The following is a 20,875-nucleotide window of genomic DNA, read 5'->3' on the forward strand; positions in this document are numbered from 1 at the left end:
GCCGGATTCCGCAACACTGGTACCCGGCTGCTGGCAGGCAGCGCTCACTGCGACTTCTTCCGCGTGTGCGTCGACGACAGCAGAGGCGCAAAGCAGCAACAGCGCGCCACCCTTCCAAGTCTTCTTCATGCGATCCCTCGTGGTGCTGCGTGTTTGCGCTACGCAAAGCCAGTCCTGCGGCGCTCATCCGAGTATCACCGCAGCGTGAGTCCTGCTGCAATGCAGATCGCAGCAGTGCGCGATCTATCGGTTGATCGCTGGTCCTCGCTCGTACCTACACGCCACTACGCTGATCAGTTTGCGACTCGCGTGGGACTGGGGTCTGCGATGGCAAGGCGATGCGGCGCAGGTGTCAGCGGTGGCGATGGCCGTGCTGACCAGGCCGTTGTGATCGCGCTCCGTAAGCGTCGCCGACCAGTGCACCGCTTTCGCGCGCTAGCGCTGCAGCCAGTTCAGTGCGCCGATGTGTGCGTGCTGCATGCGAGTGACGCCTCGATGTGCTGTCCGCTTGACCGAGGAGCGTGTACCGGTCGAGGCCGCTGGCAGGCGCAAAACCTTGCTGTGGCGTTCGCTTGGGCCGGCCTTTCTGCCGGCCGACCCTGGCGTTGCCTATTTAAAATGTGAATCATTCCCATTAAAATGTTGCACTGCCGCGGTTTCGCGGTGCGTCCTCCCCCTGTATACCGCCGCCTTCGCGTGGCGGCTTGCCCTCGACTGTCTGCGCTGGAGTTGTGATGAATCGTCTTGCCGTAATGCGTCTTCTTCTCATTGGGCCGCGCCCGCGCGCGCTGTCGCATGCGGTGTTCGCCGCGCTGTGCACATTGTCGGCAGGTCAGGCCATGGCCGAAACGCCGACCGGCGATGCCGAGGTCACCACGCTGGACCGGCTCAACGTGCAGGGCGAGCTGGTCAAGGGCTATACGGTGGAAAAGACCACCGCCGGCACGCGCATGAACCTGTCGCTGCGCGAGATTCCGCAGTCGGTCAGCGTGATCACGCGCGACCGCATGGACGACCAGAACCTGCAGAGCATCACCGATGTGCTCAACAACGTCTCCGGTATCTCGGTGGCCCAGAGCGATAGCGAACGGCTGGAGTTCTATGCGCGCGGTTTCTACATCGACAACTACCAGTTCGATGGCATTCCGGCGTACATGGAGCAGGCCTGGAGCTATGGCGATTCGGCGTTGGACGTGGCGTTGTACGACCGGGTGGAAGTGGTGCGTGGCGCCACCGGCCTGCTGACCGGCTCGGGCAACCCGTCGGCCTCGATCAATCTGGTACGCAAGCATGCGGTGAGCCGCGACTTCACCGGTACCGTGTCGGTAGGCGGTGGCGACTTCAACAAGACCCGCAGCGTGGCCGATGTCACCGTGCCGTTGAGCCCTGAAGGCACCGTGCGCGCACGCGTGGTCGGCGTGTATCAGGACGGCGAATCCGATATGGATCGCTATAACCTGCGCAAGAAGATCGGCTCGGCGATCATCGATGCCGACCTCACCGACAGCACCTTGCTGAGCGTGGGCTACGAATACCAGAAGAAGGAATCCGACGACGTCACCTGGGGCGGCTTCCCGCTGTTCTACAGCGATGGCACCCGCACCAACTACGACCGCTCGTTCAATCCCGCCGCCGACTGGACGTTCTGGGACACGCGTCTGCAGCGTATCTTCGCCAGCCTGCAACAGAGCTTCGACAACGGTTGGACCCTCAAGGCCAACGTGAGCCACGAGAAGACCGAAGCGTCCAATCACCTGTTCTATCCGTTCTATACGATCTTCGGCTTCGACCGCGCCACCGGCGGTGGCGTGGTGCCGTATTCGGGCAACTACCAGACCGAGCGCAAGGCCGATGGCGCCGACGTCTACGCGGAAGGTCCGTTCCAGTTGTTTGGCCGCGAGCATCATCTGGTGGCCGGCGCCAGCTACAACCGCCGCGAGTACGTCAACAACGGCACCTTCGATTTCCCGGCGCCGCTGGACAGCTACCTCGGCTGGAACGGCGCGTATCCGGAACCCAACTGGAGCCCGCGCACGGTGCAGAGCGAAGGCACCATCAAGCAGAAGGCCGCCTATGTGGCCGCACGTTTTTCGCTGGCCGAGCCGCTGACGCTGCTGGTGGGCGCGCGCTATACCGATTGGCAAATCGATGGCCGCAACGCCGATGCGGCGCAGGGGCTGGTGCCGTTCTCCGATAGCCAGACCGAAGTCACCCCGTACGCCGGTCTGGTCTACGACATCGACGACGTATGGTCGACCTACGTCAGCTACACGGAGATCTTCAACCCGCAGACCTTGCGCGATGCCAACGGCGGCTACCTCGATCCGCTGAGCGGCAAGGGCTACGAAGCCGGCGTCAAAGCCGCCTGGTTCGACGACCAGCTCAATGCCTCGCTGGCGCTGTTCCGCATCGAGCAGGACAACCTGGGCGTGGCCACCGGCGGCTTTGTGCCGGGCAGCAGCGAGTCTGCTTATGAGGCGGCCAGTGGCGTGGTCAGCGAAGGCTTCGACTTCGAGCTGTCCGGCCGTCTGGCCACTGGCTGGAATGCGACCTTCGGTGCCTCGCACTACACCGCCCGCGACGACAGCGGCACGTCGATCAATACGCACCTGCCGCGCACCACCATCAAGTTGTTCAACAGCTACACCCCGCAAGGTGCGTGGAGCGACCTGACCGTGGGCGCCGGTATCAATTGGCAGAACCGTTCGTACTACGTGGACCCGGTGTACGGCACGTTCCAGCAGAGTGCCTACACCCTGGTCAGTGCATTCGCTCGCTACCGTCTGTCGCCGCAGTTCTCGGTGCAGCTCAACGTCGATAACCTGCTCGACAAGCGCTATTACGCGCAATTCAATGGTGGCTATGGCGCATGGGGCGCATCGCGCAACGGCATGCTGACCTTCAACTACGCGTTCTGATCGAGGGCGACGTCAGCTGGTTTGACGTTCGATCCTGCTGAAGTGACACAGGCACCTGCAAGGGTGCCTGTGTTTTTTTGTGTGTCGGGTCGCTCTGCGCTGATGTATCGCGGAGCTTGCGGTGGCGGTGGAAAATTCGCGCAGCATGCCGCAAAGGCTGTTTACAGCCGTTGCCAGGAATGCAGTGACAGCGCTGCAGGAGTGATGCGCGAGTTTCACCGTTCGATCGAAACGCAGCATCTTCTTCACGCGATCGCAATCGCAACTTCAATCGCACTCTCCCAAGGCAACAAAGGCTGCAACTGCGGTGCCATCACTTCGGCTACCCAGTCCATGAAGGCGCGTACGCGCTGCGGCAGATGGCGGCGTTGCGCGTAGAGCAACGTGACGGGCATCGGCTCGGGTGCCAGATCGGCCAGCACTTCGATCAGTGCGCCGCTGTCCAGATGCGGGCGTAACGGGCTGGCCGGTGCCTGGATGATGCCCAGCCCCGCCAACGCAGCAGCCAGATACGCATCGCCATTGTTGACCGTCACGGGGCCGCGCATGGGCAGCAGCTGGTAACGCTGCCCATCGTGATACTCGAAGCCGGGCGAGCGTTGCCCAAGCGTTGGCACGTAATGCACCAGATCGTGCTGCGCCAGATCGTCCAGGCAGGTTGGCATGCCGCGGCGCGCAAGATACTCGGCGCTGGCGCAGCTGACGATGCGAAACGCGCCCAGCGGGCGCGCGACCAGGCTGGTGTCTTCCAGCGTGCCCACACGCAGCACGCAGTCGAACCCCTCGCGCACCACATCCACGCGGCGGTCGGTGCCGCTGATTTCCACTTCCAGTTGTGGGTGCCGTGCCAGGAACGCGGGCAGGGCGGGGATCACGAAATGACGCGCGATGCCCGCCGACATGTCCACCCGCAGACGCCCGCGCAGCTGCCCATGCTCGCGCTGAAACATGCTGTGCAACTCGTCCATGTCGTCGAGCAGGTCGCGGCTGCGCTGATAGAACGCCGTGCCGTCGCCGGTGAGTTGCACACGCCGTGTGGTGCGATGCAAAAGCTGTGTGCCGAGAGATGCCTCCAACCGCTGCACGGCGGTCGACACGCTGGCCTTGGGTAAGCCAAGCGTGTCGGCGGCGCGGGTGAAACTGCCCAGCTCGGCAACGCGCAGAAAGGCGCGCAAGGATTCCAGGGTGTCCATCGATTGGTCGATTATCTTGAACGGTGCAATCAGCGTGAGCCGATTTATGTAGCGCAGCAAGCGCAATAGCCTGGGCCACACCCACTACGGAGCGTGCCGATGTCGACCACCACCACACCCATCACCGTGATCACTGGCGGCAGTCGCGGCCTTGGCCGCAATGCCGCGCTTGCGCTCGCTGCCGCAGGCAACGATATCGTGCTGACCTACCGCAGCCAGGCCGACGAAGCCGCCGCCGTGGTAGCAGAGATCCAGGCACTGGGCCGGCGCGCGCATGCGTTGCCGCTGGATGTTGCGCAGGCCGAGACCTTCAGCGCATTCGCCGCGCAGCTGAAGGACGTGCTCGCCGATTGGGGGCGCACGCAGTTCGATGCCTTGGTCAACAATGCCGGCACCGGATTGCATGCGGCCATTGCCGATACCACGCCCGCGCAGTTCGATGCGCTGGTGGATATCCATCTCAAGGGGCCGTACTTTCTCACCCAGACGCTACTGCCGCTGATCGCCGATGGTGGGCGCATCCTCAACGTGTCGAGCGGCCTCGCGCGCTTCGCGCTGCCGGGTTCGTCGGCCTACGCGATGATGAAGGGCGGGGTGGAAGTGTTCACCCGTTATCTTGCAAAAGAGTTGGGCGCGCGTGGTATTCGCGCAAATACGTTGGCGCCGGGCGCCATCGAGACCGACTTCAATGGCGGCAGCGTGCGCGACAACGCGCAGGTCAATGCGATGGTGTCCTCGGTCACCGCACTGGGCCGGCCCGGCCTGCCGGACGACATCGGGCCGGTGGTGGCAGCGTTGCTCGCACCCGGCACCGGATGGATCAATGCACAACGCATCGAGGTCTCGGGCGGGATGTTGATCTGATTTGATGAGTCAGACAGTGCGGCGATGCCGTTCGACGACATCACCGCTTGCAAGCCAGCGCATTGCGGGGAGCGCGATGACGATGCGCGGCGATGTATGCCAGGCGTTGCGTCGTTGCCTCACTGCAGGGGCTGATCGCCATGCAATACGGGATAGGGGTTCAACGCCTCTCCCTTCCACCACTGCTTTTCCGGCCCCAGGCGATGGATCTCGAAGTGCAGATGCGGTGCGGCCGGATTGGCATTGCCGGTGCTGCCGACATAGCCGATGACCTGGCCACGTTTGATGGACTGTTTTTCGGCCAAACCATCGGCGTAGCGTTCCAGATGCGCGTAGTAGTAGCAGTACGTGCCGCCGGGCTCGAACTGGTACACGGTCAGTCCACCGCGTTCGCTGTCGAACAGTTTTTCGACCGTGCCATCTGCCACCGCAAGTACCGGCGTACCGGCCGGCGCCAGGATGTCGATGGCGTCATGCACGCGGCCTTCGCTGCGCGCGTCGGTGAAGGTGTCCTGCAATTTGCTGCGGTCGATGCCCTGTACCGGGATCAGCAGACCGGTGCCAGCTGATGTCATATTGGCTGCCAGAGTAGAAGCAGGCGGTGCGGGCGCGGCCGGACTTTGCTGTGCAGGCACAGCATCCGATGGCAGCGATGTTGGTGCGGGTTGCGCAGCAGGTGCAGCAACCACTGCAGTGTCGGTGGGCTGCGCAATCACCGTCGGCGCACTCGCCGACGGCGTGACCGTTGCCTCCGGCGCGCCGCGTTCCAGCCACCAATAGCCGCCTGCACCGATTGCCACGCCTGCAACCAGAATCATCAGCAGTTTCATGCTTACTCCTGCATTACCACCGGAACCGACGGGCCGACCACGCTGGCCAGATTGACCACGTCCCAATTGGTCAGACGCACGCAGCCGTGCGATTCGGTCTTGCCGACATGGCCGGGCTCCGGCGTACCGTGCAGACCGTAATGCGGTTTGGACAGGTCGATCCACACCCGGCCAACCGGATTGTTCGGACCTGCCGGCAACGTGGCTTTTTGATCGCCTTTTTTCGCGTCCCAGAATAGCTTGGGGTTGTACTTGAATACCGGTTCGCGCGAGATGCCCAGGATCTTCCAGCGCCCGATCGGCAATGGATCATGCTTGCTGCCCGACGACACCGGGAACTGTGCGTAGACCTTACCGTCGGCATCGAACAGGCGCAGCGTCGAATCGGATTTGTCCACGACCAGCTTGGCCGGTTTGGCCAGCGGCGCAACGCCGTCGATGTTGGGAACCTGGATCACGCCGCCGGCCTTGCTCAACTCCACGCCGGGGTTGAGCTGGCGTAGCAGCGCCGGGTCGGCGTGGAAGCGCTCGCCCAGTGACTCATCCACCGAGGTATAGCCAAGCGAAGGCAGCTTGGCTTGCTCTGCGGGACCCTTGGGAATCGGCTGGAACGGGCCGGCAACGTCGGCATCGGTGAGTGTGTATTGCACCAGTGCCGGCGTGCTGTCGGCCTGCAGTGCCTGCCAGGTGGCGTCGTCCAGTTCGCCGGTCACCTTGATGTTGTGCGCGGCCTGAAACCCGGACACCGCGCGCTTTTGATTCGAGCCGCGTTCGCCATCGATCTGGCCCGGCGAAAAATGCGCGCGGTCCAGCAGTACCTGTGCATGCAGATCCGAGCGTGCGCCGGTCGCGACGGCTTTTGCGGCAGACGTAGCCGTCGGCGCAGGTGCGGCGACAGGTGCGGGTTGCTGTGCCTGTGCCAGCGCAGATAGCGAAGCGCTCAACGACAGAGCGAGCAAACAAACGCGAGCGTAAGAGCGTGATGGCATGTGCAGATCCGGGAAAGGCATGCGCGCACCTTGCCCGACCGGGCTGCGCTCTCTGCGTGAAATGGCTGCACGTTGACTGACTTGAGACGTAGTGTCGCTGCGGCCAGTGGCCAATCACGACGATACGGTGCTACGTTGCGCGACCGCCCGCGCGACCGCCCGCGCGACACCGCCACGTTGCGCGTGGTGTCGCGGATAGCTGCGCATGTGCAAGTCCGCACCATCAGCCGGAAATCGACCGCCTGCCTCATGCGCAGACAATCGGCGGATGACTGGTGCGCCCACGTGCGAGTGCACGCACCTGGCCGCGTGCCGCACACGCTTGGTCGTCAGTAGGTATAGCCCAGTGTCAGCAGGTACGCCCGTCCGGTCTGCACATAAGCGCCATCGGCGCCGGGGTCGTAGGCCATGTAGCGATCGGACTTGCCCTGGGTTTCGTAGAACGTGGCGGCATTGAGCAGGTTCTTGGCCGACACGCCCACGTCGACGTGGTGCGGCAGGTGATAGGTGGCGCTGAAGTCCAGTGACTTGACCGGCTGCAGGTAGTAATTGAGCCGGTCGCTGGTCAGTCCCAGCAATTGCAGGCCGGTGTAGTGGTAGCTCAGGTCTGCGCGCAGGTGCGCATCGTCGTAGAACAGATCCAGGTTGTAGATGCGCTCGGGTGCACGCGGCAACCAGGTTTTTTTCGGCTGATCGGCCCGTTTGCTGTCCGCTTCGCTGCGCTGCAGAGTGAGGTTGGCGGTGACGCCAAGGTTGCTCCAGATGCCCGGCAAGTCCTGCAAACGCTTGCTACCGGCTAGCTCTAGCCCGTACAGCGTGGCGGTGCCGCCGTTCTGCGGCATGGTCACCGGCACGCCGTTTTCGAAGGTGGTGCCGGTGGGCACCAATCCGCCGAGTGTGTTGTCGTTGCTGGTGGCCGACTGCGAGGTGTAGATGAAGCCGGTGATGCGCTTGTAGTAGGTCGAGGCGCTGAGCACGCCGCCGTTGTGGTCGTAGAACTCGGCCGATAGATCGGCGTTGTCGGCCTTGCTCGGCTGCAGCTCGGGGTTGGGTTTGGAAATGCCGACCACGCGCTGGGTGTCGTCGATGGTGTACACCGTCTCGCCGGAAATCAGGCCGAAGGCCGGGCGGCTGAAACTGCGGCGTAGCGAGGCGCGGTAGACGGTGAGATCGTCGGGCCGATAGTTGATGCTGATGCCGGGCAACACTTGCCCATAGGTGCTGCCGGTGCCGACGAAATTGCCGCTGTTGCCGTCGCCGCTGGATTGCCAGGAATCGGCCGAGTAGCGGGTCAACTCATAGCGCACGCCGGGCAGAATGCTGACCTGGCCGATGTGTAGCGCGGCCATCGCGTAGCCCGAATAGATCGCTTCGGTGCTGGAGGTGGTGTTGGCGTTGTAGTCGTTGGCGGTATAGGCGCCCGCGCCGTTCGGGTCGTCGATGTATTTGTAGGGCAGGGCTTGCGCGCGCATCCAGTTGCGATCCAGCAGTTTGAACGGACCTGCGTAATGCCCGTCGAAGGCGTTGTAGGTAAGACGGCCGGGAATGGCGCTCAGCGGCGGTCCGCCTGCGGTAGGGAATGCGTAATTGGGGCCACCGAAGTACGGCCCGTTGGTGACGAAGTTGCCGTCCTTGTGGAAGAACGGGTGATCGTAGGCGCCGCGGTCGGAGTGATCGGCAGACAGGCCGACCTTGACGCTGTCCAGCACATCGCCATCGACCTGGTAGGTGATATCGGTATGCGCATTGATGCGGTTGTCGTGACTGCCGGCATCGTGGCCTTGCACTTTCCACAGCAGCGACGAATCCAGGTTGTAGAAGAAGTCCTTCAACGCCGCCGAACTGGGGCCGATGCTGGGGTAGGTTGGGTCGCTGAGGTCGAAGGCGAAGCTGCCCGAGGTAAAGCCATACAGACTGGCAGACACATAGTCCGGCCGGCTGCGCGTACCACGCCCCACCGAAGCGCCGTAGTCGAAGCGCAAACGGTCCAATGTGGTCTGCCCGCCAAGCTGCAAGGTCGCCAGCTTCTCGTCGATGTCGTGGGTATTGAAGTAGCCGCCGCGCACCGCCGTGGGTTGGTTGAGATAGGTTTCCAGGCGCGCGCTGGATTGATCCTGCTGCCCGGTGACGCCGTAGCTGCCATAGATGGCGCGCGCATAGAGCGCACTGCTGTCGCCTTGCCAATCGAGCGAAAGGTTGCCGCCATAGCGTTCGATCTGGCTGGTGTACACGCTGTATTTGTAGCGCGTGCTGATCAACGGGCCGACAGCGCGCAGATCGGTTGCATTGGCCAGTGCGGGATCGGCCGGCACGTATTTGCTGTTGGGCGCCGGTGCCTGCGCCATGTTGTTGTTCTTGCCGTAATAGGCCGATGCGTAAACGCCGAACGCATGGTCGCTACCGAATTTCCAGGCGATTTCCTGCTGGAATGTGCCGCCGGTGTGCTTGCCGCCCAGGTGCGAGGCCAGCGTGTTGAGCTGCCCTTGCGCAGTGCTCTTGGCATACACGTCCTGGTCGAAATCAAACGCATTGGGCGTGCGCATGTCGATCGCACCGCCAATCGCATCGCCAGGCATGTCGGGTGTGGGCGACTTGGACACCTGCACCGACTGGATACCGAACGGCGCCAGCATGTTCAAGGAGATCGCGCGCGTCGACGCATCGGTTTCCGGCATGCCGAAGCCATTGAGCGTGTAAGCGTTATAGCTGGCGTCCATGCCGCGGATGCTGACGTAGGCGTTCTCGCCGGTGGTGGCCTGGCCCAGATGCATGTCGCTGTACGACGACAGACCCGGCAGATGCGCCACGACATCGGCGATGCCGCCGGACGGGATGGCGTCGATCTGCTGCTTGCTCATCACGCTGTTGACGCTGCTGGACAGGCGTTGCTCGTTGAGCGAGCCGGGCGTGGCAGCATGCTTGGCCTGCACGTTGACCGAATCCAGCGTGGTGGTGGCCAGCTCGGGCGTCTCGGCCAATACGGGTGCAGACAGCACCAATGCGATGGCGCAGCTCAGGCGATGGAGGGTGCGGGGAGTGTGCATACGGGGGGCTCGTGTAAGAGCAGCTAATAAACCTACTGTGCAGTCGTCAGGCGGGCGCGTCCGGTGCCCGGTGCGGCATGTACCACGCGTACACGCCGGTTCCTCCGCGCCGTCCACACCCATCTGACGACTGCTCGCTACGTTTTTTTAGCCGCTCCAAGTGAAAGGAACGCCTGGCCGTGACGCGGGCGCAGGCGTGCAGTGCCGATGCCTTCCATTGCGGCGGGTCTGTGTGCATCTATGCGATGTGCGCCAATGCCAGTGGCGCAGATCAGTGACTCAGATCGACGCCCTTGCAGTGCGTTGGCGGCCGCTGCGGATTGCAGCGCGCCACCGCATCGCCATCCAGGCGCACCTCGTAACCGGTATTGGCCGGCTCGTGCGCGGGAAAGTCGGTGCTCAGCAGCTGCGCACCACTGGCCAGCATGCTGTCGCGGCGGGTGGTGTCGTGTTGCTGTGCTTCTTTGAGGTCTGCATCGGTTCGCGTGCGCACCAGGTAGCCTGCTTTCACCAGCTGCGTGATCGTGTCGGCAGGCCCGTCGTTGAGTTCGGTGAATGCGGCATCGTCTTCGCCAGGCACGGCATTGGTGAAACAGACCCGGCCACGCAGCGACGGATGTCCCGGCAGATAGCTCGCACCGGCGGTACGTTGGTCGAGCAAAAACACCACCTTGCCGCGCGTCTCGGCCAGCGACGGCCAGCCATGCGCAAGCACCGCCGCGTTGAGCGTGCGCGCGCTGCCACGCACCTGGTCGGGGCTGACGTATTCGCCCGGTCCAAAGACCGAGCGCAGTTCTGCATCCAATGCATCCATGGCCATTGCATCGAACGGCTCAGGCTGCACGCTGGGAAAGCCCAGCTGCACAGGCGCCTGCTTGGTTTCCAGCAGGATGAAGATCGGCACGTGCCCGGGGTGTTGCCTGGACCAGTCGCGCACCTGCTGCAGGCAGGCGATCAGCGGCTGGCACGTGCTGCGTTGGTCAACGTCCTGCACGTGCATGACCTTGAAGCCGGGTGTGTCCATCACGCCGGCGGGTGCGCTGGCCGGTGCTGGCGGCAGCCCGGCCTTGGCAATCTGCGCGGCGATCGCCGGGTGTGCGTAGCGACCACCCTGGGCATCGGCAAATACGTCCAGTTCCAGTTGCCGAACGCCATCGTCCAGTTGTTGTGTCAGCGACGGATGGCGGTAATCCAATGCCGCGAACAACACGGGATTGAGCTGTTTCAGCAGCGTGGCTTCGCTGGGTGCAAACCCGGCGTGGTAGCTGTTGTGGCTGCCGACGTATTGCAGGTCGGTGAGGCGCGGCGGAGCAGCTAGCGCAAGATTGCTGATGAGCAAGGCGGCAAACAGTGCAGCGTGCGGCAGCTTGCTTCGTTCGATGCGCGACTGCTTCGCTTTGCGGTGAATGGCTGAACAACGTGCGGAAAAAACCGGAACAAAACCCATGCGGCGACGCCAGGAAACAAGGTGGTCGTCATCATCCGGGCGCAGCTTGACGCGCATCTTTCCGCAGTGTTGCCGTCGTGCGTCAGTCGCTTCGATGCGTGCAGGCGAATCTAGTGAATCACTAAGAGCGGCTAATAAAACGTAGCGAGCCGTCGTCAGGTGGGTACGGACGGCGCACTCAAAACCGGAATGCACGCGTGGTACATGCCGCACCGAGCACCGAGCACCGAGCACCGACTGCGCCTGCCTGGCGGTGAGCGCAGTCCTTTTGTTAGCCGCTCTACATGACTAGTTTCATTGTGGTGTTGTTTGGCGCAGCGCATAGGCCAGCAATCGTGCCTGGAGACGCTCGCCAACCGTGCGCGGTGTTTCCAATGCCATGCGCTGCAGGCAGGCCGCGTCATCAGCCGTGTCGGTAGCGCGCGATGCCACCGCACGCGCCAGCGTCGCCAGTGTTGCGCCCTTGCTGGCGGTGGCGCGTTTGAGCCATGTCAGTGCGCGTAGCAAGCGTTGTTCGACCGCGGTGAAATCGCTGCCGAGCGGATAATCGGGCAGGCTGCCATCGCGTCGAAATGGCGCCAACGCCTGTTCAAGCGCGTCGGGCGTGTTGTTTTGTGCGCGCGCAGGTAACACGGGTGCCGTGCGCAGCTTGCGTGACTGGGCGGCTTGCGCAAGCAGCGCGTCCTGAAAGCGCGCATCGCAGATGCCGGCCATTTCCACCACGCACGCCTGATCGGTCTTGTGGCGCAGATCGGCGATGCCGTACTCGGTGATGTAGATGTCGCGCAGATGGCGGGGAATCGTGGTGTGGCCGTAACTCCAGCGCACATTGCTTGCGGCGTCTGCGCCGGCATCGCGGGTGGCGCGCAGCATCAAGGTGCTGCGTGCCTGCGGCAGGGCATGCGCCATTGCGACAAAGTTGTATTGCCCGCCGACGCCGGAGACCACGCGGCCATCTTCCAGGCCGTCGGAGACCGCCGCACCGAGTGCGGTGGCCATCATGCAGGAATTGAAGAAGCGTGCATCGCGGCGCTGCAGCCGCTCCAGCGCTTCATTGCCGCCATACAGCTGATTGATCTCGCTGATGCGGCGCATGCCGATGGCATTGCGGGTGTCGGCATCCAGATCGCGCAGCCATTGATAGAAGTCCGGCGAGCCGAGATAAAACGCGCCATGCAGGAACTCGCCTTCGTTTGCCAGGCGCGCATGATCGGCGGCATCAGCGCTGCTATCGGCGATGCGCTGCATCAGCGATAGATCGTCATGCACCTTGCGACGAATCACGCCGCTGTCCACCAATTGCTTGAAGCCTTCGTTGAGCATTTCGCTGCAGCCATACAAGCCAATCGCAAACGGCTGCAGGCCGCCGCTGGCACGCACGCTGGGGTGCGCCTCCAGGGTTGGATCCAGCGCCTTCAGCACGCGGCGATAGGTTGCATTGTCGGTATGCCGCAGCACCAAAGCATGGCTCAATGCGTCGGCCAGCGTGCCGATGCCGATCTGCAAGCTGCCGCCATCGCGCACCAGCGTGCTTGCATACAGGCCGATGGCGTAATCGACGGTCGTCACCGGTTGCCGCGGCAGGCCGAACAGACGCGGCGAAGGGCCGGGGAGGTCGATGATCAGATCGAAGAACGCTGCATCCACCGCGGCAGCGCCACCCATCCACGGCAGCTGCGGGTCCACTTCGGCCACCAGCAGCGGGCGTGGCAGGCCCAATGCCTGCACGGCGTCCAGCGTGTCCTGGGTGATGTCGTTGTTGCACGACAGCGACAGCCGCGTACCACCGGGTTCGCGCGCGACTTTCTGCACGATCAGATTCGGCGCGCGCTGCGCCACTGCGGCCGCGGCATGCGTGTAGTTCAAGCTGGTGTAATCGGCTTGCGCCTGCGTGGACTGCAGCAGACCGCCGGACTGCATGTAGAACTCTTCCACCTGCACATGCGCCGGCAAGGCGTCGCGCAACATGGCATCGACATATGCAAGCCGCGGGAAGTCCTCGCCGAAGTGACGTGCGATGAACCCAGCCGCAAAGCGCGCCTCAAGCCCCTTGCCCGGCCTGGGCGGATTGAGCGACAGCGCGGTATACAACGCCAGCGGCCGTGCGGGCGTGTTCTCGATCTGCGCGTACAAGGCATTCAACAGCCGATGCGGCTTGCCGATGCCCAGCGGTGCACCCACCCGCAACGGGCCGTCGATGCGTTGCAGGATCCGTTGCACGGCGGAAGGGAGGTCGGTGAGATGTTCGGTCATCCGTGCAGAGTAGCCGAGCCGATGCCGCGCTGCCCGCCTTGCAATGGGTGTTCGCCAATGGTGGTGCCGCCGGAACGCCATGCAGCCATGCCGCTTGACAGATATTCGGTTTACGCATGTAATCGCAAAAAATTACGGATGTAATCGCATGTCGATCAGCGATGCGGAAGCGGTGGTGATGCAGGTGCTCTGGGAACGTGCGCCGCGCACGGCGGACGAGGTGGTTGCCGCGTTGGCGAAGACCCATTGGGCCGAGCCAACCGTCAAGACCTTGCTCAACCGGTTGCTCAACAAGGGCGCCATCGCAGCGCAAAAAGAGGGGCGCAAATACCTCTACACGCCGCTGTTGCAGCGCGACCACTGGGTGCAGCAACAAAGCGAAGGGTTGCTGCAACGTCTGTTCGGTGGGCGGGTTGCGCCGCTGGTGGCGCACTTCAGCGAACGCGGAAAGCTCAGCGCCTCCGACGTTGCCGAATTGAAGCGTCTGCTCAAGGAGTTGGACGATGAGCCCTGATGCGCTGATGTGGCTGCGCGCCACGCTCTACACCACGGTTGCGTTGCTGGCGTGCCTGCTGCTGCGCCGTCCGCTGCGTACCTGGCTGGGCGCCACGGCAGCCTATGCACTCTGGGCCAGCGTGCCGCCCGCGTTGCTGGCGGCACTACTTCCCGGTCCGCCGATGGGCGCGGTGGTAGTGCAGCTGCCGGCGCTGGCTGGCATCCCGTTCGCATCAGATACCGGCACTGGCGCGCCAGGTGTGCAGCAATGGCTGATCGCGGTGTGGCTGGCGGGCGCCGTACTGAGCGCGGTCATCATGTGGCGTGGCCAGCGGCGCTTCATGCGCAGTCTCGGCCCGCTGCATGCGTTGGACAAGACGCTGTGGCTGGCCACGCATGATGTCGGGCTGCCGGCCTCGCTCGGACTCTGGCGTCCGCGGATTGTGCTGCCGATGGATTTCACCACGCGCTATAGCGCCGACGAGCGTGCGTTGATCCTGGCCCACGAGCGACTGCATCTGCGCCGTGGCGATCTGCACGCCAACCTGCTGGCGACCGTGCTGCTGTGCATCGGCTGGTTCAATCCGCTCCTGCATCTGGCATGGCGTGCATTCCGGCTGGATCAGGAGCTGGCGTGCGATGCCGCCGTGCTTGCGCGCCATCCGGACAAGCGTCGCAGTTATGCCGGCGCGATGCTCAAATGCCAGCTGGGCGACAGATGGTCGCCGTTGGCGTGCCACTGGGCCGCGACGCATCCGTTGACGCAACGCATCGCCGCGTTACGTGCGCCTGCGCTGGAGGTGCGCCGTGCACGGTGGAACGTGCGCATGGTGGTCTCGCTTGTGACCGTCGCCAGTCTTGCCTGTTGGGTCATCCAGCCTGCGCGTCTGAGCGCGACACCGACGCCAGGCAATGCAGTGGATTTCAGCACGATGCCGCCGCCCCGCTATCCAGCCGAAGCGATCGCTGCAAACCTTGCGGGCCTTGTCGAGTTGCAGATCGATGTCAGCCCGAACGGCGCACCCGACCACGTCGTGATCGTGCACAGCCAGCCGGCCGGGGTGTTCGATCAGGCCGTGCTCGAGGCAGCGCGTCACTGGCGCTTCAAGCCCGCGATTGCAGACGGCAAGCCAGTAGCTTCCCGGGTACGCGTGCCGGTCCGGTTCGAGCTGGATCCGCCGGAACAGGCGGGTGCATTCAGCGATGTTGGCGGCGACCAGCGCCTCGCGTCGCAATCCAGTCGCACCGATGACTGCGTGGCATCCGCAGGATGCGCAAAAAAAGGAGCACTGCAATGAAGTACGGTCTGGCATGGTGCAGCGTCGTCGCGCTGAGCCTGTGCGGATGCGCAACGCAGCGCATGGCGGAGCAGGAGCGCAGTCAGCGCGAAGATTCGGTGGATCAACGCATGCTGCCGCCGCAATCGGGTGGTGGTGGCGCTGCTGCGATAGCTCCGTACACGCTGGCGGAAACGCAGCGGTTTCGCATGCCGCGCGCCTTGCGCAGCGAGGCGCCGGTGCTGCCGGCCGATTCGCCACGTCAGACTTTGCCGCCAACCACGGTATGCGCACACGTGATTCTTGCCGGCGACGGCGCAGTGCAACGCGTGGACCCCCTGTCCGATCGCGACGAGTGCGTGGCCGGGCGACTGCCGGAGAACGCCGACCTGCTGCAGGCCGTGCGCACAACCGTGCAGCACTGGCAATTCGTGCCGGCCGCACTGTGCACGTATGCACCGGGTGTCGCACAGCCTGCGGCACTGGATGATTGCACCGGCGCGACGCATGAAGAACCCGTACCGGTGACGTTGTCGTTCGCGTTTACCTTCGAAGTGCGGCAAGGCAAGGTGAGCGTGCGTACCGGCAAGGTTGCGCATTGAAGGGGCGTGATTGCGACGCTTGATTTCGGCGTGCGTGGTGACAGCTGTCGCGCAGCAATGACGTTCAAGCGGTCATCCTGTAGGCGCTGGTTTGGCCAAGAGCAGCTAACAAAAAGACTGTGCTCACCACCATGCGAGCGCTTCCGGTGCTAGGTGCGGTATGTACCATGCGTACACTCCAGTTCCTCCGCGCCGTCCACACCTACCTGACGACTGCTCGCTACGTTTTATAGGCCGCTCTATGGCGCGGCAATCATCCAAAACGTGCAGACGATAACTCGCGGATCACCGTGATGGGTGTCGGCTCAATACGAGTGCCGGCCGCATACAGCGGACAGTCCGCACCGCCGCCGTATCGCCCATCACGTCTCACTCCAACACATGCACGCTGTCGGCAATGCGCTGCACTTCATCCGGGTTGTGGCTGACGTACAGCATCGGCAGACGGATCTCGTCGCGCACGCGCTGCAGGTAAGGGATCAATTCTTCGCGGCGCGCCTGGTCCAGTGCGGACAACGGTTCGTCGAACAACAGGATGTCCGGTTGCGACAGCAATGCACGGCCGATGGCCACACGCTGCGCCTCACCACCGGACAGGTTGCGCGGGCGGCGATGCAGCAGCGGGCCGATGCCGAGCAAGGCCACCACGTCGTCGAATCCGAACGGCGCCGCACCGCGCGCATGCCGACCGTAGTGCAGGTTGCGCCGCACATCCAGATGCGGGAACAGCCGCGCATCCTGAAATACATAGCCAATGCTGCGTCGATGCGTCGGCACGTCCACGCCCAGCGCGTGATCGAACAGGCAGCGCCCATCGATGCGGATATGCCCGGCCTGCGGACGCACTAGGCCGGCGATCGCATTGAGCACGGTGGTCTTGCCGGCGCCGGAGGGGCCAACCAATGCCACCACGCGTGCGTCGTCCTGGATACGGATACGCCGCTGAAAATGGCCGCGTTGCAGATGCAGATCGAGATCCAGCATCACTCGTCCTCGCGTCGGTACTGTCTGCGCACCAACCACTCGGACAACAACAGCGCCGCCAGCGAGATCGCCAGCGCCACGCCAGCCAGGCGCCATACGCCCGATTCCATGCCCGGCACCTGCATCAAGCCGTAGATGGCCGACGACAGCGTCTGCGTCTCGCCTGGGATATTCGAAACGAAGGTGATTGTGGCGCCGAATTCGCCAAGCGCCTTGGCGAACGCCAGCACCATGCCGGCCACCAGACCCGGCCACGCCAGCGGCAGGGTGATGCTGAAAAACACCCGCCACGGGCCAGCGCCGAGGGTGGCGGCGGCCGCTTCCAGGCGGCGGTCGGTGGCTTCGATCGACAGCCGGATCGCGCGCACCATCAACGGGAATCCCATCACCGCGCAGGCCAATGCTGCACCGGTCCAGCGAAACGCAAACTGCACACCGAGGTGTTCCAGCAGCCAGCTGCCGATCGGCCCCTGTGTGCCCAGCATCACCAGCAACGCATACCCGGTGACCACCGGCGGCATCACCAGCGGCAGATGCAGCAATGCGTCCAGCAGCGCCTTGCCCGGAAAGCGGCGCCGCGCCAGCAGCCAGCCGCAGGCGATGCCCGGCGGCAGGCTGGCGATGGCGGCAACCAGCGCGACCTTCAGGCTCAGGCCGATCGCGGTGATTTCTTCAGCGGTGAACATCGACAGGCGGTGTGCCTCAATCCTTCAACGAAAAGCCGCGACGCACGAAGATCGCCTTGGCCGGCTTGCTGCTCAGCCACTGCACGAACTTGGCGGCATCGGGTGTGCTGCTGTTTTTCAGGACCGCCACCGGATACACGATGGCGTCGTGGCTGTCTGCGGGGAAGGTGGCGACCACGCGCACCTTGGGGTCGGCGCGTGCGTCCGAGCCATAGACGATGCCCAGCGGCGCTTCGCCGCGCGAGACCAGCATCAGCGCGGCGCGCACGCTCTCCGATTCGGCCAGGCGGTTGCTCAGCCCATCCCACTGGCCCAGTTTGCGCAGCGAGGCGGCGGCGTACTTGCCGGCCGGCACGCTGTTGGTCTGGCCCACTGCCAGGCGTCCATTCTCGCCAAGCGCCTTGACGATGGCGCCGGGTGTGCGTGGATCTACCCGTGCCTTACTGGTGGCCGGTGCGATCAGCACCAGCGTATTGCCGAGCAGGTTGCGGCGCTGCGCCGGCACGACCAGGCCGCGCTGCTGCAGGTAGTCCATCCATTCCAGGTCGGCCGAGAAAAACACATCCGCCGGTGCGCCTTGCTCGATCTGCCGCGCCAATGCGGAACTCGCCGCATACGACACCCGCACCGGCGTACCGGAGGCTTTTTCATAGGCGGCGGCGGCCTCGTCCATCGACTCCTTGAGACTGGCGGCGGCGAACACGGTGACCGGCGGGGTCTGCGCAGCGGCCAGGACGGGCAAAGCGAGCATCAACGCACACAGGGCGCGCTGCCAGAAACCGATCGTTCGCATGGGAATGTCCAGCCGAGGGAAGGCACCGATCATAGCGGCTGCGCCCGACCGGCGTGGCGAAGGCCAACGGGCGCTACGGAGCCACGTCCTCGCAGCGGCCCGCCTGAAGGTTTGCCTGCAATGCGGGCCGGATCAGTTTCGGCTCGGGCAGGGTAGCGTCGCGTGCCTGCCGTTGGGTAACGAATGCTTCGACATCGACGCCATCGCGCACATGGACATTGCTGCGCCGCTGCTCGCCAATGGTGGTCCGATGCGCCACTGCCCGGCCACCGGGGCCGTAGTCATGGCAGACGAACACGCGGGTATCGTCGGCAAGTGCGTACAGGCGCTGGATCGATGCGTACAGTTGCCGCGCATCGCCGCCGGGAAAGTCGCAGCGCGCGGTGCCCGCGTCGGGCATGAACAACGAATCGCCGGGAAACAGCGCATCGCCGATCAGATACGCAATGCTGTCGCTGGTGTGCCCAGGCACCGCAATGACGCGCACCTCGATGTCGCCAAGCAGAAAGCGTTCGTCATCGGCAAACAGATGGTCGAACTGCGAACCGTCGGGGCGAAAGTGCTGCGGCAATGCATAGCGCGGCGCCAGCGTCTGCTGCACCTGGCGAATTCCCTCGCCGATCCCGACCAGTGCCTGGGGCCACTGTTGCTTCAACCACTGCGCGGCCGACAGATGATCGGCATGCGCGTGGGTTTCCAGCAACCAGTGCACGTGCCAGCCGCGTTGCCGGATGGCCTCGACGATGGCCTGCGCGGCGTGGGTCCCGATGACGCCGGTGTCCGCTGCATAGTCCAGGGCCGGATCGATCACCGCCGCCGCGCCGGACGCCGCATCGGCGACCACGTAGGTGAAGGTGCTGCTGTCGGCATGGAAGAACGCAAGAACCTCGGGCTGCATCGCTGTCTCCACGTTAGGGAGTGGCCAACGCGGCGTTGAGGACGGCGGCCAGTCGGTCGCCTGCCAGCCGCAACTGCGTCTCGGCAATCGGACGATAGGTGGCGATGTAGCTGGCCGGCAACACGTGCGCTGCCGGGTACACGCCCGGCGTGATGGCGATCTTGCACGACGCCTGCGCCCACGCCGCAGCAGGCGGCGGCAGCACGGGAGAGACCGCCGTGGCCGCAGGCAGCGCCAGCAGGCGTTGCAGGTAGGCATCGTCGCTGAGGTGGCGGTCGTTGAGCATGCCGCTATCCCACAACGCATGCAGGTTGCTGCCCTTGCCATCGACCTGCAGCTGGAAATCGTTGCCGCCCTTGTCGTGCGCATAACCGGCGTGCATCGGCTGATGGATATCGCCGACAAAATGCACCACAAACTTCAACGCCTGACGACGCGCGTCCAGCGACTGGCGACGGTCGGCAAGCACGGCAGTCTGGCGGTCGAGTGCGGCGATCACGCAGTTGCCATCCGGGCAATCGCGCGCCGGCGCATAGCCGCAGTCGTGTTCGGCGAGGTTGACGTAATGCCACGGCCCCGAGCGCTTGCCCAGATCCGGATCGTGTTCGCGCAATTCATCGGCCCAGCTCGCGACCCCATGCAATGTCGGGTCCGGCTCGCCGGCAAGCAATTGCGCCACTTGCGCGCGCGCCTGCGGGCTCAATTCGGTTTCGGCAACGCGTGCCACCAGACGGTGGCCCTGCGGGCCCCAGGCGAATGCGGTAACGGGCTGGATGGCCGCGGTCAGCGCCACGGCAAGCACAACAAGAGAGGGGGAGAACGTCTTCATCCCCCGATTGTACGCAACCGTCCGGGACGGTTTGATGGCTGTTGTTGCCACGTCGCCGCGCATCAACGCGACGGTGGCAGCGCGATCAGTAATAGACCAGGTACGAGATGCCATAGGTCAACGGATCGACCCGCGCCTTGCCAAGCCGCGTGCCGTTGAAATCGACATTGCTGCGCGAATCGGTCCAGCGTGCATCCACGCGCAGCCCGCTGCGGTCGTTGAAGATGAAGTCCACACCGACATGCGCGGTGGCGCCGACCGAGTCGCCAAACCGCAGCTCACTATTGCCGAACGCTTGCTCGGTGTCTTCGCCCAGGAAGGTGGTGTAGTTGATGCCCACGCCCACGAACGGCGATACCGTGCCGTAGCCGTTGATGTGGTACTGCAACAACACGCTGGGCGGCACCGACCAATAGCTGCCCACCTTGCCGACGCCTTCCAGCTCGAGATCGTGCTTGCCTGCCACAGCGGCATGCACCTCGATACCGAGGTTGTTGCGGATGAAGTATTCGTAGGTGAACGACAGCGCGGGCGCGCCCTTGATCTCGGCGCGTGCGCCGCCGAAGTTGCCGCTGTCGGACTTGGGCGAGACATAGCCCGCGCCGTAGCCGGTCGTCCAGTGGCCGGCCGACTGTGCAAGCACGGGAGTGGCCGAAGCGGCCAATGCGATGGCGAGGGCGGTGCGGATGAACATGCTCATGGAATCCCCGGTAGGTCGGACAGGCGTTCGACGTGACTGACCTGTCCGCAACTCCGGCGGTGGATGCACGTCC

At 64.2% G+C, this 20,875-nt stretch carries 17 protein-coding genes and 3 other RNA genes; 7 read left to right on the forward strand and 13 right to left on the reverse strand.

All coding sequences use genetic code 11. The annotated features are described in order from the left end of the window. The first annotated feature begins 734 nt into the window (after nt 1-734). Nucleotides 735-2,918, forward strand: a complete 2,184-nt coding sequence (fhuE, locus tag ASF90_RS09025) for a ferric-rhodotorulic acid/ferric-coprogen receptor FhuE (RefSeq protein WP_055848688.1) — start codon at nt 735-737, stop codon at nt 2,916-2,918. 245 nt (nt 2,919-3,163) lie between these two features. On the opposite strand, the gene ASF90_RS09030 is transcribed toward fhuE, so the two are convergent. Beyond that, nucleotides 3,164-4,177, reverse strand: a complete 1,014-nt coding sequence (locus ASF90_RS09030; protein WP_055848691.1) for a LysR family transcriptional regulator — start codon at nt 4,175-4,177, stop codon at nt 3,164-3,166. A gap of 33 nt (nt 4,178-4,210) precedes the next feature. Between ASF90_RS09030 and ASF90_RS09035 the strand changes: the two genes are divergently transcribed. Continuing rightward, entirely contained in the window at nt 4,211-4,975 is a 765-nt protein-coding gene (locus ASF90_RS09035) for an SDR family oxidoreductase (protein ID WP_055848694.1), read from the forward strand. Between the two features lie 119 nt (nt 4,976-5,094). On the opposite strand, the gene ASF90_RS09040 is transcribed toward ASF90_RS09035, so the two are convergent. The 3 genes from ASF90_RS09040 to ASF90_RS09050 all read right to left on the reverse strand — a co-directional run bounded on the left by ASF90_RS09040 (nt 5,095) and on the right by ASF90_RS09050 (nt 9,838). Next, the gene (locus tag ASF90_RS09040; RefSeq protein ID WP_055848697.1) at nt 5,095-5,805 is read right to left on the reverse strand and encodes a M23 family metallopeptidase; all 711 of its coding nucleotides are present in this window, start codon (nt 5,803-5,805) and stop codon (nt 5,095-5,097) included. 2 nt (nt 5,806-5,807) lie between these two features. Continuing rightward, the gene (locus ASF90_RS09045; RefSeq protein WP_055850299.1) at nt 5,808-6,794 is read right to left on the reverse strand and encodes a L,D-transpeptidase; all 987 of its coding nucleotides are present in this window, start codon (nt 6,792-6,794) and stop codon (nt 5,808-5,810) included. Between the two features lie 329 nt (nt 6,795-7,123). Beyond that, entirely contained in the window at nt 7,124-9,838 is a 2,715-nt protein-coding gene (locus tag ASF90_RS09050; protein WP_055848701.1) for a TonB-dependent receptor, read from the reverse strand. 77 nt (nt 9,839-9,915) lie between these two features. On the opposite strand from ASF90_RS09050, the gene ASF90_RS21910 reads away from it, so the two are divergent. Beyond that, nucleotides 9,916-9,991, forward strand: a non-coding RNA gene (locus tag ASF90_RS21910) — sX9 sRNA. Between the two features lie 118 nt (nt 9,992-10,109). On the opposite strand, the gene ASF90_RS09055 is transcribed toward ASF90_RS21910, so the two are convergent. The 3 genes from ASF90_RS09055 to ASF90_RS09060 all read right to left on the reverse strand — a co-directional run bounded on the left by ASF90_RS09055 (nt 10,110) and on the right by ASF90_RS09060 (nt 13,538). Then, nucleotides 10,110-11,285, reverse strand: a complete 1,176-nt coding sequence (locus ASF90_RS09055; protein ID WP_055850301.1) for a phosphatidylinositol-specific phospholipase C1-like protein — start codon at nt 11,283-11,285, stop codon at nt 10,110-10,112. Between the two features lie 129 nt (nt 11,286-11,414). Further along, a non-coding RNA gene (locus tag ASF90_RS21915) (sX9 sRNA) lies at nt 11,415-11,491 on the reverse strand. A gap of 88 nt (nt 11,492-11,579) precedes the next feature. After that, nucleotides 11,580-13,538, reverse strand: coding sequence for an acetyl-CoA hydrolase/transferase C-terminal domain-containing protein (locus ASF90_RS09060; protein ID WP_055848705.1), 1,959 nt, complete (start codon nt 13,536-13,538; stop codon nt 11,580-11,582). A 148-nt stretch (nt 13,539-13,686) separates the two neighbouring features. Here ASF90_RS09060 and ASF90_RS09065 point away from each other — a divergent pair, with 148 nt between their 5' ends. The 4 genes from ASF90_RS09065 to ASF90_RS21920 all read left to right on the forward strand — a co-directional run bounded on the left by ASF90_RS09065 (nt 13,687) and on the right by ASF90_RS21920 (nt 16,148). Then, nucleotides 13,687-14,052 (forward strand): BlaI/MecI/CopY family transcriptional regulator, encoded by a 366-nt coding sequence (locus ASF90_RS09065; protein WP_055848709.1) that lies wholly within the window; start codon nt 13,687-13,689, stop codon nt 14,050-14,052. Beyond that, nucleotides 14,042-15,331, forward strand: a complete 1,290-nt coding sequence (locus ASF90_RS09070) for a TonB family protein (protein ID WP_055848712.1) — start codon at nt 14,042-14,044, stop codon at nt 15,329-15,331. The genes ASF90_RS09065 and ASF90_RS09070 overlap by 11 nt, the downstream gene beginning before the upstream one ends. Next, a complete protein-coding gene (locus ASF90_RS09075; RefSeq protein WP_055848715.1) occupies nt 15,328-15,912 on the forward strand; it encodes a hypothetical protein in 585 nt (194 codons plus the stop codon). The genes ASF90_RS09070 and ASF90_RS09075 overlap by 4 nt, the downstream gene beginning before the upstream one ends. Before the next feature lie 160 nt (nt 15,913-16,072). Further along, nucleotides 16,073-16,148, forward strand: a non-coding RNA gene (locus ASF90_RS21920) — sX9 sRNA. Between the two features lie 133 nt (nt 16,149-16,281). Here the strand turns inward: ASF90_RS21920 and modC are convergent. The 6 genes from modC to ASF90_RS09105 all read right to left on the reverse strand — a co-directional run bounded on the left by modC (nt 16,282) and on the right by ASF90_RS09105 (nt 20,802). Further along, complete coding sequence (gene modC / locus ASF90_RS09080) at nt 16,282-16,896, reverse strand: molybdenum ABC transporter ATP-binding protein (protein WP_055848717.1); 615 nt, start codon at nt 16,894-16,896, stop codon at nt 16,282-16,284. Next, the gene (gene modB, locus ASF90_RS09085; RefSeq protein WP_193589405.1) at nt 16,896-17,582 is read right to left on the reverse strand and encodes a molybdate ABC transporter permease subunit; all 687 of its coding nucleotides are present in this window, start codon (nt 17,580-17,582) and stop codon (nt 16,896-16,898) included. Before modB ends, modC begins: the two co-directional genes overlap by 1 nt. 16 nt (nt 17,583-17,598) lie before the next feature. Beyond that, a complete protein-coding gene (gene modA, locus ASF90_RS09090; protein ID WP_055850302.1) occupies nt 17,599-18,375 on the reverse strand; it encodes a molybdate ABC transporter substrate-binding protein in 777 nt (258 codons plus the stop codon). A 73-nt stretch (nt 18,376-18,448) separates the two neighbouring features. Beyond that, nucleotides 18,449-19,273 carry an MBL fold metallo-hydrolase gene (locus ASF90_RS09095; RefSeq protein WP_055848723.1) on the reverse strand — a complete coding sequence of 275 codons (825 nt, stop codon included), beginning with the start codon at nt 19,271-19,273 and terminating at the stop codon, nt 18,449-18,451. A 13-nt stretch (nt 19,274-19,286) separates the two neighbouring features. Beyond that, nucleotides 19,287-20,060 carry a S1/P1 nuclease gene (locus ASF90_RS09100; RefSeq protein WP_193552633.1) on the reverse strand — a complete coding sequence of 258 codons (774 nt, stop codon included), beginning with the start codon at nt 20,058-20,060 and terminating at the stop codon, nt 19,287-19,289. 127 nt (nt 20,061-20,187) lie between these two features. After that, on the reverse strand, nt 20,188-20,802 hold the full coding sequence (locus ASF90_RS09105) for an OmpW family outer membrane protein (RefSeq protein WP_055848729.1): 615 nt from the start codon (nt 20,800-20,802) through the stop codon (nt 20,188-20,190). Nucleotides 20,803-20,875 lie beyond the last annotated feature (73 nt).

It is taken from the genome of Xanthomonas sp. Leaf148, from assembly GCF_001423585.1.
Classification (GTDB): Bacteria; Pseudomonadota; Gammaproteobacteria; order Xanthomonadales; family Xanthomonadaceae; genus Xanthomonas.

Excerpts from the sequence above, each read along its gene's own strand:
- ASF90_RS09070 (WP_055848712.1), top strand. The coding sequence starts at position 14,042 with ATGAGCCCTGATGCGCTGATGTGGCTGCGCGCCACGCTCTACACCACG.
- modA (WP_055850302.1), bottom strand. The coding sequence starts at position 18,375 with ATGCGAACGATCGGTTTCTGGCAGCGCGCCCTGTGTGCGTTGATGCTC.
- ASF90_RS09095 (WP_055848723.1), bottom strand. The coding sequence starts at position 19,273 with ATGCAGCCCGAGGTTCTTGCGTTCTTCCATGCCGACAGCAGCACCTTC.
- ASF90_RS09055 (WP_055850301.1), bottom strand. The coding sequence starts at position 11,285 with ATGGGTTTTGTTCCGGTTTTTTCCGCACGTTGTTCAGCCATTCACCGC.
- ASF90_RS09045 (WP_055850299.1), bottom strand. The coding sequence starts at position 6,794 with ATGCCATCACGCTCTTACGCTCGCGTTTGTTTGCTCGCTCTGTCGTTG.
- ASF90_RS09040 (WP_055848697.1), bottom strand. The coding sequence starts at position 5,805 with ATGAAACTGCTGATGATTCTGGTTGCAGGCGTGGCAATCGGTGCAGGC.
- ASF90_RS09060 (WP_055848705.1), bottom strand. The coding sequence starts at position 13,538 with ATGACCGAACATCTCACCGACCTCCCTTCCGCCGTGCAACGGATCCTG.
- ASF90_RS09105 (WP_055848729.1), bottom strand. The coding sequence starts at position 20,802 with ATGAGCATGTTCATCCGCACCGCCCTCGCCATCGCATTGGCCGCTTCG.
- ASF90_RS09065 (WP_055848709.1), top strand. The coding sequence starts at position 13,687 with ATGTCGATCAGCGATGCGGAAGCGGTGGTGATGCAGGTGCTCTGGGAA.
- ASF90_RS09050 (WP_055848701.1), bottom strand. The coding sequence starts at position 9,838 with ATGCACACTCCCCGCACCCTCCATCGCCTGAGCTGCGCCATCGCATTG.
- ASF90_RS09035 (WP_055848694.1), top strand. The coding sequence starts at position 4,211 with ATGTCGACCACCACCACACCCATCACCGTGATCACTGGCGGCAGTCGC.
- fhuE (WP_055848688.1), top strand. The coding sequence starts at position 735 with ATGAATCGTCTTGCCGTAATGCGTCTTCTTCTCATTGGGCCGCGCCCG.
- modB (WP_193589405.1), bottom strand. The coding sequence starts at position 17,582 with ATGTTCACCGCTGAAGAAATCACCGCGATCGGCCTGAGCCTGAAGGTC.
- modC (WP_055848717.1), bottom strand. The coding sequence starts at position 16,896 with ATGCTGGATCTCGATCTGCATCTGCAACGCGGCCATTTTCAGCGGCGT.
- ASF90_RS09075 (WP_055848715.1), top strand. The coding sequence starts at position 15,328 with ATGAAGTACGGTCTGGCATGGTGCAGCGTCGTCGCGCTGAGCCTGTGC.